Raw genomic sequence first — 13,494 nt, forward strand, 5'->3', positions numbered from 1 at the left:
TCCCATGACAGACACGCCGGACACGGATCAGCAGGTACGACAGGCGCGGGGCGGGGCACGGGACGGCACGGAGCAGGCCGGGCAGGCCGGGCAAGCCGGGCAGGCCGGGCAAGCCGGGCAGGCCGGGCAGGCCGGGCAGGCCGGGCAGGCCGCGGATGCTCCGGCGCACGAGCCGGAGCCGTCGCGGGAGGAGGCACAGCGGCTGCGCAGGCTGAGCGCCTGGCGCGCGGCCGAGCGGGTCCTGATCAGGCCGCCCATGCACCTTCCGCTCGGTGAGCGGCTGGCCGCGCTGGCGGCGGGAGCCGGATCGGTCACCGATCCGGACCGTCCCGCGGACATCTACGGCGACGGGGTCGTCGCCGAGCTGGAGGGGCGGATCGCCGGCCTGCTGGGCATGGAGGCCGCCGCGTTCTTCCCGACCGGGACGATGGCGCAGCAGGTCGCGCTGCGGTGCTGGGCCGGGCGGACCGGCGATCCCACGGTGGCACTGCACCCCCTGGCCCACCCCGAGGTGCACGAGCGCGGCGCGCTGGGGGCGGTGAGCGGGCTGCGTACCGTCCATCCGACGTCCGAGCCCCGGCTGCCCACGGCGCGGGAGATCCAGGACTTCGCCGAGCCGTTCGGCACGCTGATGCTGGAGCTGCCGTTGCGCGACGCCGGTTTCGTCCTGCCGACGTGGGAGGAGCTGGAGGCCGTGGTGGCGGCGGCCCGGGAACGCGATGCGGTGGTGCACTTCGACGGCGCGCGACTGTGGGAATGCGCCCCCCACTTCGGGCGGGAACTGCCGGAGATCGCGGCGCTCGCCGACAGCGTGTACGTCTCGTTCTACAAGACCCTGGGCGGAATCTCCGGGGCCGCGCTGGCCGGGCCCGAATCGCTGATCGAGGAGGCCCGAACCTGGCGCCACCGGTACGGCGGGCAGCTCTTCCAGCAGTTCCCGGCAGCGCTCGCCGCTTTGATCGGCCTGGACCGGGAGCTGCCGAGCCTGCCGTCGTACGTGACACAGGCCAAGGTGGTGGCCGCGGCGCTGGCCGAGGGCCTGTCGGCGGCCGGTGCCGGGTGGTTCCGGGTGCATCCCGAACCCCCGCACACGCATCAGTTCCAGGTGTGGCTGCCGTACGAGGCGGAAGTCCTGACGGAGGCGGCGGTGCGGCAGGCCGAGGAGACGGGCGTGGCACTCTTCCGTAACTGGTACCCGGCGGCTGCCGGGCCGCCCGGGGTGTCGTTCACCGAGGTCACGGTGGGACGCGAAGGCCTGGAGTGGACGGCGCAGGAGGTACGGGAGGCAGTGACGGAGTTCGTGAAGCGGCTGGCCTGACGGGAGGCAGCCGCGCCGATCGAGTGGCCGGACACGTCTGCCCCAGGGGCGCCGCCCGGACGGTTCGGTCCTCAGACGCCGCACCGGCCGGGGGCACCGGCTCGGTGGCGTCGGGTGAACAGCGCCCGTAGCGCCGTCCGCCACCGGCGGCGCGCCGGGCGGCCCGCGATCACCAGGTCGAAGCGGCGTCGGTCGCGTGCCTCGCGCACCACCCCCCAGTCGTGCCGTCCCGGCAGTGGCGGCGGCAGCTCACCTCGCCGAGCCGCCCGGTAGCTGTCGAACATGTGCTGCTGAATGGCGTCCATGCTCTCAGCGTGGGCCGGGCCCGGCCGGTCCGGCCGACCGATTGACGACCACCGTCAAATGGCACGTGAGCTTCCGCGCGCACCCCGCACCATGGAGGGGTGAGCGTGCACATCGACATCGCCGGGCTGGCGCCCGAGAGCATCGTCTTCGAGACCTCCCCCCTCGCCGAGCTGGGGCTCGCCCTGCATGCCCTCTCCGAACCCGGACACCACCCGGGGCTGCACGGCTGGGCGACGGCGACCGCCAGCGCGCTGGAACCCGACCTCGCCGACCGGCTGCACGAGGCCGAGTTCCTCTGGCGCAACACGTTCTCGGACGTCTTCCTGCCGTTCGCCGGAGTCCGTGGCGGCAACGGCAGGGCGGGCGCGAACCTCGCCGAGGACCTGGACATCCTCGACCGGCTGGACGACGAGCGGTTCGTCGCCGCCGCCCTGGAGTTCACCTGCTCCAGCCTGTACGGGCTAGGCGCGCCCTCCCCGCTCTGCGACGCGACGATGCGCGCCCGCGCCCTGGACATGGCGGCGGCGCGCGGCCCCCAACAGGTGGAGTTCACCCAGCAACTGCTGGCCGACCCCGCCCCCCTGCGCCGCTGGATCCGCCGCCTGTTCGAGGACTGTGACCAGGCGTTCTTCTCCGACACCTGGCGAAGGGTGCAGGTCCAGCTGGTCGCCGACGCCCGGCACAAGACGGATCTGCTGCGCCGCAAGGGGCTCCGCGAGGCGATAGGCGCGGTGTCCACGGCACTCTCGCTCGACGAGGCCGGGACCCGGATCAGCGCCGACAAGCTCACCGAGGGCCGGGCCGATGCCGTCGACCCGGCTGTCGGCCGCCCCGGACTCACCCTCGTCCCGTCCGCCTTCGGCTGGCCGCACCTGAACCTGCTGCACGCGCCGGGCTGGCGCCCGGTGATCCACTACCCGGTGCACCGCCCCGAGCTGTCCTCCCCCTCCTCCGTGGAACTGCTCCAGCTGCGCATGGAGGCGCTGGCCCACCCGATGCGGATGCGCCTGTGCCGTCATCTCGCCCGGTCCGCGTACACGACCGGCGAACTCGCCGACACGTACGGCATCACGGCGCCCGAGGTCTCCCGGCATCTCGCGGCGCTCAAGAAGGCGGGCCTGGTCACCACCAGGCGGCGCGGCCGGTACGTCCAGCACCAGCTGGACCTGACCGTGGTGGCCCGGCTCGGCAGCGACTTCCTGGAGGGCATCCTGCGCTGAGCCGGGGGCCGGGTTCAGCCCGCCCCGCCCCCGCCTGCCCTGACCAGCCCCGTCTCGTACGCGAGGACGACGACCTGCACCCGGTCACGCAGGTTCAGTTTGGTGAGGATGCGGCCCACGTGCGTCTTCACGGTCGCCTCGGAGAGCACCAGGCGGGCCGCGATCTCGCCGTTCGACAGCCCCTGCGCGACCAGCAGCATCACTTCGCGTTCGCGTTCGGTGAGCTTGGCGATGCCCTTGTGCTGCGGTTCGCTGTTGCCGCTCGGCAGCATCGGTGAGAAGCGGTCGAGCAGTCGGCGGGTGGTGGACGGGGCGACCACGGCGTCACCGCTGTGCACGGAGCGGATCGCGGCGAGCAGTTCGGCCGGCGGCACGTCCTTGAGCATGAAGCCGCTGGCCCCGGCCTTCAGCCCGGAGAAGGCGTACTCGTCGAGGTCGAACGTGGTCAGGATGAGCACCTTGGGCGCACCGGGCTGCGCGCAGATGCGCCGGGTGGCCTCGACCCCGTCGAGCCTCGGCATCCGGACGTCCATCAGCACCACGTCGACGGCGGTGGAGCGCAGGATCTCGATCGCCTCCGCGCCGTCGCCGGCCTCGGCCACGACCTCCATGTCCGGCTGGGCGGCAAGCACCATCCGGAAGCCGGTGCGCAGCAGCACCTGGTCGTCGACGAGCATCACGCGGATGGCCATGAGGTGTCCTGTCTCCTGTCTGTCCTGCTGTCTGTCCCGCAAGGATCCGAAGTTCTAGTGGGCCGGCTTGAGCGGCAGCAGTGCGCTGATCCGGAACCCGCCGCCGGGACGCGGCCCGGCGTCCAGCGTGCCGCCGACCATGCCCACCCGCTCGCGCATACCGATCATCCCGTGGCCCGCGCCGTCGGCGCCGCCGTCCTCGTACATCTCGTGCGCCGCGCCCCGCCCGTCGTCCTCGACCAGCAGTCCGAGGCCGTCGTCGAAGTAGACCAGCCGCACACTGGCCCCGGCGTCCGGACCGCCGTGCTTGCGGGTGTTGGTCAGAGCCTCCTGCACGATGCGGTACGCGGTCAGCTCCACCCCGCTGGGCAGCGGGCGGGGCGTGCCCTCGATCTTGAAGTCGACGGCCAGGCCGGTCTGCCTGACCTGCTCGACGAGGTCCTCGATCTGTTCGACGTCGGGCTGCGGGACGTACTCCCCGCTCTCCTTGGCGTCCCCGGTCCGCAACACCCCGAGCAGCCGCCGCATCTCGGCGAGCGCCTGCCTGCCGGTACTGGAGATGGTCTCCAGTGCCTGCCGGGCCTGGTCGGGGGCCGCCTCCATGACGTACGCCGCGCCGTCCGCCTGCACCACCATCACCGAGACATTGTGCGCGACGACGTCGTGGAGCTCGCGGGCGATCCGGGCCCGCTCGGCGGCCACCGCGACCTTCGACTGCGCCTCGCGCTCCCGCTCCAGCCGGGCCGCGCGCTCCTCCAGCTGGTCGAAGTACGCCCGCCGGGTGCGCATCGAGTCGCCGAGCACCCAGGCGAGCACGAACGGCACGGTCATCACGACGACGACGAAGGCCTGCTGCAGCCAACCGGTCTGGGGCACGTCCTGCGGCCACCGCAGCTGGGCGACAGTGGCCGCGCTCAGGCTGCAGACCAGCGCGAGCCGGGACGCCCAGCGCTGCCCGACGGTGGCCACGGTGAAGACGATCACCAGCATCGCGAAGTTCACGACACCCGGCTTGACCCCGAACACCACTTGCACGACGCCCATCGCCACGGCGAGCAGCAGCATCTTCTCCGGCGCACGCCGACGCAGCGCGACGACGGTGCAGAGGCCGATGACGACCGGCACGGCAGGCAGCCGCTCACTGCCGCGGCCGGGATCCGCCACCATGGACAGGCCGGAGAGCCCGAGGAGGAAGACAGCCCAGCAGCTGTCGACGCCCGTCGGGTGTCTGCGGATGAAGTCGTAGAGGCGCTGCACGTAACCCAGCGTAGGGACAGGCGGTGGGTGCATGGGTCAGCCGAAGGGCCGATCCAGCTCCTGGGACCGTACTCCCCAAGGTGGAGACTTGGGAACGTGACGGATGAGTGGCGTGGGTGGCGGGAGGCGGCAGAGGCCGCTTTGTACGGAGACGGGGGGTTCTACCGGAGCCCCGAGGGGCCGGCGGGCCACTTCCGCACCTCCGTCCACGCGTCTTCGCTGTTCGCCTCGGCCGTCGCCCGGCTGCTGGTCAAAACGGCGCGGGAGCTGGACACCGGCTCGGTGGATCTGGTGGACCTGGGCGCGGGGCGGGGCGAACTGCTGACGGGGGTGCTGGCCGCGCTTCCGGCCGCTGGGGCCGGTGACCTGGACGTGCGGGCGTACGCCGTGGAGCTCGCCGCGCGCCCGGCCGGTCTGGATCCCCGGATCGAGTGGTGCGCCGAACCCCCACGGGGAACGTACGGTCTGCTGTTCGCCAACGAATGGCTGGACAACGTCCCCACCGAGGTCGTCGAGACCGACGAGGACGGCGTCGACCGGTACGTCCTGGTGCGGACGGCGGACGGTGCGGAACGGCTGGGCGATCCGGTGACCGGGGCGGATGCCGAGTGGCTGCGCCGCTGGTGGCCGTCGGCCGGGCCGGGTGGCCGGGCGGAGATCGGCCGCCCGCGCGACGAGGCCTGGGCGGGGGCGGTGGCCTCGCTGGCCGGGGGCCTCGCAGTGGCGGTGGACTACGCCCACGCACGGGAGGCGCGACCGCCCTTCGGCACACTGACCGGCTTCCGGTCCGGCCGCGAGGTGCGACCGGTGCCGGACGGCAGCTGCGACCTCACCTCGCACGTGGCACTGGACGCGTGCGCCGCGGCGGCCGGGGCCGACGCACCGCCCGAGGTGCTGACGCAGCGCGAGGCGCTGCGCCGCCTCGGCGTCGACGGCGGGCGCCCCCCGCTGTCCCTGGCGTCGGCCGACCCGGCCGGATACGTACGGGCCCTCGCCTCGGCGGGCGAGGCGGCGGAACTGACGGCCCTGGGCGGCCTCGGCGACTTCGGCTGGCTGATACAGCGCAAGGACGGCCCCGCCGGGGTCCGAGGGCCTGTCGGGTGACCTCCGACCGGCTCTTGAGGCGCGGGTCCGGGACGGAGTCCCGGTTCCGGGAAGGGGCGGACGGGGGAACGGTCGCGCACCCCCCACCCCGCACCGCCCATCACCCCACCGCTCAAGGAATACTGGCCGTATGACGGAGACGACAGTCGGCATCGGCGGCGCGGCGGAGAGCACCGACATGGTGCTCAACATCGGCCCCCAGCACCCCTCCACCCACGGCGTGCTCCGTCTGCGCATCGTCCTGGACGGCGAACGCATCCAGCACGCCGAACCGGTCATCGGCTACATGCACCGGGGCGCGGAGAAGCTGTTCGAGGCCCGCGACTACCGGCAGATCGTGATGCTCGCCAACCGCCACGACTGGCTGTCGGCGTTCTCCAACGAGCTGGGTGTCGTGATGGCCGTCGAGCGCATGCTCGGCATGGAGGTCCCGGAGCGCGCGGTCTGGACGCGCACCCTGCTCGCCGAGCTGAACCGGGTCCTGAACCATCTGATGTTCCTCGGCTCGTACCCGCTCGAACTCGGCGGGATCACTCCGGTGTTCTACGCGTTCCGTGAGCGGGAGGAACTCCAGGCCGTGATGGAGGAGGTCTCCGGCGGCCGGATGCACTACATGTTCAACCGGGTCGGCGGCCTCAAGGAGGACCTCCCCGCGGGCTGGCTCGGCCGTGCCCGGGACGCCGTCGCCTCGGTCCGCTCCCGGATGGACGTGTACGACGACCTGGTGCTCGGCAACGAGATCTTCCGGGGCCGTACCCGCGGTGTGGGCGTGCTGTCCGCCGCGACCGTCCACGCGTACGGGGTGTCCGGGCCGATCGCCCGCGCCTCGGGGGTCGACTTCGATCTGCGGCGCGACGAGCCGTATCTCGCGTACGGGGAGCTCCAGGACACGCTCCGGGTCGTCACCCGGACCGAGGGCGACTGCCTGGCCCGCTTCGAGTGCCTGCTGGAGCAGACGCACAACGCCCTCGATCTCGCGGACGCCTGCCTGGACCGGATGGCCGGCCTGGCACCCGGTCCGATCAACCAGCGGCTGCCCAAGGTCCTGAAGGCCCCCGAGGGCCACACCTACGCCTGGACCGAGAACCCGCTCGGCATCAACGGCTACTACCTGGTGTCCAAGGGCGAGAAGACCCCGTACCGGCTGAAGCTCCGCTCCGCCTCGTACAACAACATCCAGGCACTCACCGAGCTGCTGCCGGGCACCTTGGTCGCCGACATGGTGGCGATCCTGGGCTCGCTCTTCTTCGTCGTCGGCGACATCGACAAGTAGGCCGCCCGCAGGACGGCCCGTGCCGGGGTCTTCCGTCCGGATCGGGCCCGATCGGCGACCGGGGCACGGGCCCGGCCGGATCCGGACGAGAGGCCCTACGAGATGGCGCTGCGCAGCTGCACCACGTCCAGCTGTTCGGTCTCGTCGTGCGCGGTCAGGTCGATGACCTTGCCGACGGCCCGGTTCTCGGCCGATCCCGTGCGGTGCGCGGCCAGCGCCTCCTCGCCCACGACGTCCGCGAGGTCCTCGTTCTGCACGGACTCGATCGCGGCGCGCGCCTTCTGCGTTCCGAAGAAGTCGAAGCTGCCCTGCGGCACCGGCTGGCGCCGGGGGGCCGCGTACGGAGCGACCGTGCTGGCGACCGGCACGGTGCGGGCCGCGGGCAGCGCGGCGGACGGCCGGGACGCGGGAAGGGCGGCCGGCGGACGGAGGTGCCGCGCGTCCGACGGGTCCGCGGCGACCGCGTGCTTCCCCTGCCGCTCCTCCGCCTCCCGGGCGCGCTCCGCGAGATCGCGCTTCCTGGCCTGCTCGGCGGTGCGGCGCGCCTCCTGGAGGGCCCCGTTGCGCGAGAGGTCCTCCAGCGCCTGGGCGGCACGCAGGTAGGCGGCCGGTGTCGGTGTGCTGCGCGCGGCGGGCAGTTCCCGGGGCGCGGCGGCTTCGAGCGCGAGCTGCCTGCGGCCCTCCAGCGCGCTGGCCCGCCCGGTCTCGGCGTTGGCGTACCGACGCAGCAGCGCGGCGTGCTCACCACGCAGGTTGGCGAGCTCCACGCGCTTGCGGCGCAGCTTCGTCTCCAGCCGTACGCGCAGCTCCCGCGACTCCTCCAGGTCCGCCTCCAGCTCGGCCACGCGCTCCTCGGCCCGCCACTCGTCCCCGGCGCGGGCGCGCGTCAGCTCCGCGACGCGACGGCCCGCTTCCCGGTCCCAGCTGCGCATCAGATACGCACCGGTCACGGCAGCGGCCGCCGCGGCGGCCACCAGACCGCGCAGGACCAGGGGCTCGGCGAGCAGCCAGGCGCCCCCGGCACAGAGGACCGAGACTCCGACGACGGCCGAAGACGGAAGGATTCTGTGCAGAGGTGGCGAATGGCGATGACGTCCACGTGGCATGGCCTGAAATTTACCGTGTGTAGGAGGCACTTGGGGAGCCGCCCGCCAATCTGTTCCCGGCCGGTTACCTGACGGCCCCCCAATCCTCCCGATCCCTACTTCTTGATGAGGCCCTTCGACCGCAGATAGTCCTTGGCCACATCGGCGGGCTTTGCGCGCTCCGCGTCGACCTTGCGGTTCAGTTCCGCCAGATCCTGGGTGGTGAGGGCCTTGGTGAGCTTGCCGAGCGCGTCGGCGACATCCTGGGAACCCGCGTCCTCGGCATTGACGACCGGCAGAACGTTGTCCGCGTTCTGAAGCTTCTTGTCGTCCTCCAGAAACACCAGTCCATAGCTGTCCAGCACCGCGTCCGTGGTGGTGGTGAGAACCAACTGGTCCTTGCCGTCCTTGACCGCCTGCTTGGACTGCGGCGTACCGACTCCCTTGGGGTCGATACCGGTGACATTGACGCCGTACGTCTTCTTCAGACCCGGCGCGCAGAACGGCCGCACCTCGCACTCGTCACCCGCCGCGATCTTCACTTCGGCCTTCGACCTGCCGAGATCCGAAAGGGACTTGAGCTTGTGCTCGGCGGCGAATTCCTTCGTCACCGCGAAGGTGTTCTGGTCGACGGCCCCGCCGGCCGGGAGCACCTTCAGTCCGCGCGGGGTGGCGAGCTTCTCCAGCGCCGCGACCGTGGCGGCCACGTCACCGGAGGCGACCGGCTTCTTCTCGGCCTGCTTCGCGCCGTTCACCTTGGCATTCAGGAATTCCGCGATCGTCGCGGCATATTCGGGGACGACATCGATCTCGCCCTTCTCCAGGGACGGTTCGTACAGTTCCCGGTTGGCCACCGTGGTGATCGAGGTGCTGTATCCGGCATCGCCCAGGATGTGCGCGTACAGCTCCGCGAGCACCTTGGACTCGGTGAAGGACGCCGCGCCGACGACGAGCGACCCCTTCTTCCCCGAGCCGCCGCCGGAGTCGCCGGAGGACGCCGAGCCCCCCTTGTCCTTCTCCAGGCTGTCGCCGCCGCAGGCGGCGAGCGAGCCGGCCAGCGCGACCATGCCGATGACCGCACCCGCTATGCGCGAGGTCTTGCTCATGAGTTGTCTCCGTCCACAGCAACAAGGATGGTTCGAGAAGGGGTCCCGGGACCGGGAGAGATCGCCGGGGCGTCGGGCACGTGAGGGCGCGGGCCCGACGGATGGTCGCGACGGACGGGCGTGGGGGCCGTCATGCCGTCCCGCGACGGCGGCGCAGCGGTGACAGCATCCGGTCCAGGGCCACCAGCACCGCCTCCACCAGCAGAGCGAGCACGGCGACGAGCAGCGCCCCCGCGACCACCTGCGGTGTGTTGTACGTGTTGAACCCCGCGGTGATGATCCGGCCGAGACCGCCCTGCCCGACCATCGCGGCGATCGTCGCGGTGGCGACCACCTGGACCGCGGCCGAGCGCAGCCCGGTCATGATCATCGGGTAGGCCAGCGGCAGCTCGACCTGTACGAAGAGCTGTCCCCCGGACATGCCCATGCCCCGCGCCGCCTCGGTCACCGACCGGTCGACCTCCGTCATCCCGACGTAGGCGTTGGTGAGCAACGGCGGCACGGCGAACAGCACCAGCGCGATGACCGTCGGCACGTATCCGGCGTTGCGCAGCGGCGAGACCATGAAGAGGGCCAGCACCGCGAAGACCGGAATCGCCCGCCCCGCATTGGAGAGATTGACCGCCAGCGCGCCCCCCTTCCCGATGTGCCCGAGGTACAGCGCGATCGGCAGCGCGATGAGGCAGGCCAGGGCGAGCGCGACACCGCTGACGTACAGATGCTCGCCGAGCCGGTGCGCCGCACCGCTCTCCCCCGACCAATTGGCGCCGGTGGTGAGCCAGGTCCAGGCCTCGCCGAGAACTCCCATGGTTCAGACCGCCTTTGCCGTGGCGCCCGCGCCGGCGTGCGTGGCGCGTATGCGGGTCCAGGGGGTCAACATCCGCTGGAGACCGAGCAACAGCAGATCCGCGACGACCGCGAGCAGTACGCACAGGACCGAGGCGGTGAGCACCTGCGCCTTGAAGAAGCTGGGCAGGGCGTCCCCTATGAGGTTGCCGAGGCCGCCTCTGCCGATGATCGATCCGACCGTCGTCAGCGCGATCGTGGAGACCGTGGCGATCCGCACACCGGCCATCAACGCGGGCATGGCGAGAGGGACTTCGACCTCCCACAACAGGCGCACCGGCCCGTATCCCATGCCCTTCGCGGCTTCCTTCGCCTCCTGCGGAACCGCTTCGAGGCCGGCCAGGATGTTCCGCACGAGAATGGTCAGCGAATAGAGCACCAGGCCGGTGACGACCAGTGCCGCGGAGAGTCCGAACAGGGGCAGCAGCAGCGAGAACATGGCGAGCGAGGGCACGGTGTAGAGCACGGTGGTCAGCCCGAGCACCGGTCCGGCGAAGCGACGGCTGCGACGGGCGAGCAACGCCAGCGGAAAGGCCACCAGAAGTCCGATCGCCACCGAGACCGCGGTGATCCAGATGTGCTGGACCGTCGCATCGGTCAACTCCTGGCTGCGGGAACGGAGATACTCCCCGCAGATCCAGTCGTTCGTCACCATGCAGTTCTGTGCGGCCGCCATCCGTCCCCCACCTCCCGATTTCCGCCTCGTACCGATGTCTGGCGACCCTATCCCCGACCACTGACAATCGCCGAAGCCGTTGTATTCCAGCAACATGTCCTTCACAGAACACGCGCGACAATGGGGAACCATGATCCGTTTCGAGCACGTCACCAAGCGGTACACGGACGGCACCACCGCCGTCGACGACCTTTCCTTCGAGGTCGCCGAGGGTGAACTGGTCACGCTCGTCGGACCGTCGGGCTGCGGCAAGACGACCACCATGAAGATGGTGAACCGGCTGATCGAACCGACCGAGGGACGGATATTCCTCGACGGGGACGACATATCGGCCATCGACCCCGTTCGGCTGCGCCGTCGTATCGGCTATGTGATCCAGCAGGTGGGGCTCTTCCCGCACCGTACGATCCTGGAGAACACCGCGACCGTTCCCCATCTCCTCGGCTGGAAGCGGGGAAAGGGCCGTGAGCGCGCGGCGGAACTCCTGGACCTTGTCGGACTTGATCCTTCCGTTTATGGCGACCGCTATCCGGAACAGCTCTCCGGAGGTCAGCGCCAACGCGTGGGCGTGGCCAGGGCACTGGCCGCGGATCCGCCGGTGCTGCTGATGGACGAGCCTTTCGGCGCGGTCGACCCCGTCGTACGGGAACGACTGCAGAACGAATTCCTGAAACTCCAGGCACAGGTCCGCAAGACCGTGTTGTTCGTCACGCACGACATCGAGGAAGCGGTCCGGCTCGGTGACCGCATCGCCGTCTACGGACAGGGATCCATCGAGCAGTTCGACTCCCCGGCGACCGTGCTCGGCACGCCGGCCACTCCTTACGTCGCGGACTTCGTCGGCGCCGACCGCGGGCTCAAGCGACTCTCCGTCACCCCCATCGAGGAGGGCGACCTGGACCAGCCGCCGGTCGTCCACCTCGACGACTCCCTTGCGAGGGCGACCGAACGGCTGCGGGCCGAGGGGGCGCGCTGGGCCGTCGTCCTGGACGGCGAGGACAATCTGCACGGCTGGATCCCGGCCGACAGCCCCGTCGGCGGGACCGAGGACACGGTGCGCGCCCACGCCCGCAGGATGGAGGCGTGGCTGCCCGTCGGCGCCCCGCTCAAGCAGGCGTTCGCCACCATGCTCCAGCACGACGCCGGCTGGATCGCCGTCATCGACGAGGAGAGCACCGGCCGCTTCCTCGGCGTGCTCACCCCGGCCCGGCTCCACGAGGCGCTGCGCCGCTCGATCGACGCGGACGCCCAGGCCGTCCCGCGCACCGAGGTCGCCGTCGAGACCGTGGAGAGCCTCGCCAAGACCGCCGCACGGTGAGCCGGCCTCCGGCCCGGCCGGGCCGCTGACGCGGACCGGGCCGCCGCAGGAACCGCGACCCGCACGTTCGGCGAAGGAACCGGCCCCGTCGGGGCAGGGCCGGCACGATCGACGCAGGAACCGGCCCCGTCGGAGCGGAACCGGGCGCGGCTCAGCTCTCGCTCAGACGGCTGCTCATCCAGTCCAGCGCCGAAGGGATCTCCCGTCGCCAGGTGTTGAAGTTGTGGCCGCCGCTGTCGAGCACGATCGACGAGGCCTGGGCCGGCGCCTTCACCTTGTCGAGGAACCGCATCGTGGAGTGGTAGTTCCCCTCGCCGTGCTTGGAGGTCGTGACCAGGAAGGACGAGTCGGGCTGCGGCAGATTGTCCAGGCTCCACATCAGATCGGAGCGGTTGCGCGCGTCCTGGTCGCCGTGGAAGAGGTCACCGGTCGTCGGGTCCTCGGCCGCCTTGTAGTACGCGGAGAGCCCGGCGCTCGCGGCGAACCGGTCCGGGTGGTGGAGTCCTATCTTCAGCGCACAGTAGCCACCGGTCGAATTGCCCATGATGCCCCAGTTGCGCGCCAGCCTGCCGACCCGGTACTCGTCCGAGACCGCCCGCGGCACGTCCTTGCCCAGGAACGTCTCCGTCTGCGGACCGCCCTTTATGTCCACGCACTCGGTGTCCCTCGGCGGCGCCACCGTCGGCCGCAGCATCACCAGGATCATCGGCTGGGCCCGGCCGGCCTTCACCCGATCGTGTGCCGTCCGCGGGTACCGAAGGCCCTTCAGAAGGTTCTCCGAGACACCCGGATAGCCGGTGAGGACGACGACCGCGGGGAACTTCCGGCGGGCGAACGCGGGCTGGAAGTACTCCGGCGGCAGATACACGTACGCCGAGCTCTCGATCTTCGACTCCCGCCCCGCTATGACGACCTTGTCGATCCGCCCGTTCCTCGTGGGCAGTGAGCCGCCCGGCCCGTCCGGCCGCTGTATCCCGACCCGGACGATGTTCTTGGAGGCCAGGGCGCCGGCCGCGCGGTCCGTGACCACACCCAGCTCCTGCTTCTGGCCGAACAGGTCGGCCCAGGACCCGTAGAAGAGGAACGAGTTGTTCGCCACCAGTGCGACGGAGACGAAGACCGTCACCTGGGTCGCCAGCAACAGACCGACCCTGCCGAACACCGCGGGCACACTGCGCCGGGCCAGCCGCGGCCAGAGCCAGACCGTGGCGGCGAAGAACACCACGGCCAGCATGATGGCGGCGGCCAGGAACGCCTTGCTGGTAAGACCCATGAGGGGGTGAGCTTTCTTGT

General features: G+C 71.1%; 13 protein-coding genes. 5 read left to right on the forward strand and 8 right to left on the reverse strand.

Annotated elements, in window-relative coordinates:
* Positions 1-4: 4 nt before the first annotated feature.
* Entirely contained in the window at positions 5-1,318 is a 1,314-nt protein-coding gene (locus ACIOHC_RS03950) for a threonine aldolase family protein (RefSeq protein ID WP_401841264.1), read from the forward strand.
* A 71-nt stretch (positions 1,319-1,389) separates the two neighbouring features.
* On the opposite strand, the gene ACIOHC_RS03955 is transcribed toward ACIOHC_RS03950, so the two are convergent.
* A complete protein-coding gene (locus tag ACIOHC_RS03955; RefSeq protein ID WP_351077454.1) occupies positions 1,390-1,623 on the reverse strand; it encodes a hypothetical protein in 234 nt (77 codons plus the stop codon).
* A 105-nt stretch (positions 1,624-1,728) separates the two neighbouring features.
* On the opposite strand from ACIOHC_RS03955, the gene ACIOHC_RS03960 reads away from it, so the two are divergent.
* Complete coding sequence (locus ACIOHC_RS03960; RefSeq protein ID WP_351077562.1) at positions 1,729-2,844, forward strand: DUF5937 family protein; 1,116 nt, start codon at positions 1,729-1,731, stop codon at positions 2,842-2,844.
* Positions 2,845-2,858: 14 nt separating this feature from the next.
* Here ACIOHC_RS03960 and ACIOHC_RS03965 read toward each other — a convergent pair whose 3' ends face one another.
* Complete coding sequence (locus tag ACIOHC_RS03965; RefSeq protein ID WP_351077455.1) at positions 2,859-3,536, reverse strand: response regulator transcription factor; 678 nt, start codon at positions 3,534-3,536, stop codon at positions 2,859-2,861.
* Positions 3,537-3,590: 54 nt separating this feature from the next.
* The gene (locus tag ACIOHC_RS03970) at positions 3,591-4,793 is read right to left on the reverse strand and encodes a sensor histidine kinase (protein ID WP_351077458.1); all 1,203 of its coding nucleotides are present in this window, start codon (positions 4,791-4,793) and stop codon (positions 3,591-3,593) included.
* A gap of 96 nt (positions 4,794-4,889) precedes the next feature.
* On the opposite strand from ACIOHC_RS03970, the gene ACIOHC_RS03975 reads away from it, so the two are divergent.
* Together ACIOHC_RS03975 and ACIOHC_RS03980 are read left to right on the forward strand one after the other, a co-directional pair.
* Positions 4,890-5,897, forward strand: coding sequence for an SAM-dependent methyltransferase (locus ACIOHC_RS03975; protein WP_401841266.1), 1,008 nt, complete (start codon positions 4,890-4,892; stop codon positions 5,895-5,897).
* 130 nt (positions 5,898-6,027) lie between these two features.
* Entirely contained in the window at positions 6,028-7,170 is a 1,143-nt protein-coding gene (locus tag ACIOHC_RS03980; protein ID WP_351077463.1) for an NADH-quinone oxidoreductase subunit D, read from the forward strand.
* Positions 7,171-7,265: 95 nt separating this feature from the next.
* Here the strand turns inward: ACIOHC_RS03980 and ACIOHC_RS03985 are convergent, their stop codons facing one another.
* The 4 genes from ACIOHC_RS03985 to ACIOHC_RS04000 all read right to left on the reverse strand — a co-directional run bounded on the left by ACIOHC_RS03985 (position 7,266) and on the right by ACIOHC_RS04000 (position 10,883).
* Positions 7,266-8,276, reverse strand: a complete 1,011-nt coding sequence (locus ACIOHC_RS03985) for a hypothetical protein (protein ID WP_351077466.1) — start codon at positions 8,274-8,276, stop codon at positions 7,266-7,268.
* A gap of 95 nt (positions 8,277-8,371) precedes the next feature.
* Complete coding sequence (locus ACIOHC_RS03990) at positions 8,372-9,361, reverse strand: ABC transporter substrate-binding protein (protein ID WP_401841270.1); 990 nt, start codon at positions 9,359-9,361, stop codon at positions 8,372-8,374.
* A 130-nt stretch (positions 9,362-9,491) separates the two neighbouring features.
* Complete coding sequence (locus ACIOHC_RS03995; protein ID WP_351077472.1) at positions 9,492-10,169, reverse strand: ABC transporter permease; 678 nt, start codon at positions 10,167-10,169, stop codon at positions 9,492-9,494.
* Positions 10,170-10,172: 3 nt separating this feature from the next.
* Entirely contained in the window at positions 10,173-10,883 is a 711-nt protein-coding gene (locus ACIOHC_RS04000; protein ID WP_351077475.1) for an ABC transporter permease, read from the reverse strand.
* Between the two features lie 130 nt (positions 10,884-11,013).
* Between ACIOHC_RS04000 and ACIOHC_RS04005 the strand changes: the two genes are divergently transcribed.
* Positions 11,014-12,201: a betaine/proline/choline family ABC transporter ATP-binding protein gene (locus ACIOHC_RS04005; protein WP_401841273.1), complete on the forward strand. Its 1,188-nt coding sequence runs from the start codon at positions 11,014-11,016 to the stop codon at positions 12,199-12,201.
* 151 nt (positions 12,202-12,352) lie between these two features.
* Here the strand turns inward: ACIOHC_RS04005 and ACIOHC_RS04010 are convergent, their stop codons facing one another.
* Positions 12,353-13,474: an alpha/beta hydrolase-fold protein gene (locus tag ACIOHC_RS04010; RefSeq protein ID WP_351077479.1), complete on the reverse strand. Its 1,122-nt coding sequence runs from the start codon at positions 13,472-13,474 to the stop codon at positions 12,353-12,355.
* Positions 13,475-13,494: the final 20 nt, after the last annotated feature.

This window comes from Streptomyces sp. NPDC088252 (assembly GCF_044740965.1).
Lineage (GTDB): Bacteria > Actinomycetota > Actinomycetes > Streptomycetales > Streptomycetaceae > Streptomyces.

What these genes read in the sequence shown, in the direction of transcription:
- ACIOHC_RS03950 (WP_401841264.1), top strand. Translation starts at nt 5, where the DNA reads ATGACAGACACGCCGGACACGGATCAGCAGGTACGACAGGCGCGGGGC.
- ACIOHC_RS03955 (WP_351077454.1), bottom strand. Translation starts at nt 1,623, where the DNA reads ATGGACGCCATTCAGCAGCACATGTTCGACAGCTACCGGGCGGCTCGG.
- ACIOHC_RS03965 (WP_351077455.1), bottom strand. Translation starts at nt 3,536, where the DNA reads ATGGCCATCCGCGTGATGCTCGTCGACGACCAGGTGCTGCTGCGCACC.
- ACIOHC_RS03980 (WP_351077463.1), top strand. Translation starts at nt 6,028, where the DNA reads ATGACGGAGACGACAGTCGGCATCGGCGGCGCGGCGGAGAGCACCGAC.
- ACIOHC_RS03985 (WP_351077466.1), bottom strand. Translation starts at nt 8,276, where the DNA reads ATGCCACGTGGACGTCATCGCCATTCGCCACCTCTGCACAGAATCCTT.
- ACIOHC_RS03990 (WP_401841270.1), bottom strand. Translation starts at nt 9,361, where the DNA reads ATGAGCAAGACCTCGCGCATAGCGGGTGCGGTCATCGGCATGGTCGCG.
- ACIOHC_RS03995 (WP_351077472.1), bottom strand. Translation starts at nt 10,169, where the DNA reads ATGGGAGTTCTCGGCGAGGCCTGGACCTGGCTCACCACCGGCGCCAAT.
- ACIOHC_RS04000 (WP_351077475.1), bottom strand. Translation starts at nt 10,883, where the DNA reads ATGGCGGCCGCACAGAACTGCATGGTGACGAACGACTGGATCTGCGGG.
- ACIOHC_RS04005 (WP_401841273.1), top strand. Translation starts at nt 11,014, where the DNA reads ATGATCCGTTTCGAGCACGTCACCAAGCGGTACACGGACGGCACCACC.
- ACIOHC_RS04010 (WP_351077479.1), bottom strand. Translation starts at nt 13,474, where the DNA reads ATGGGTCTTACCAGCAAGGCGTTCCTGGCCGCCGCCATCATGCTGGCC.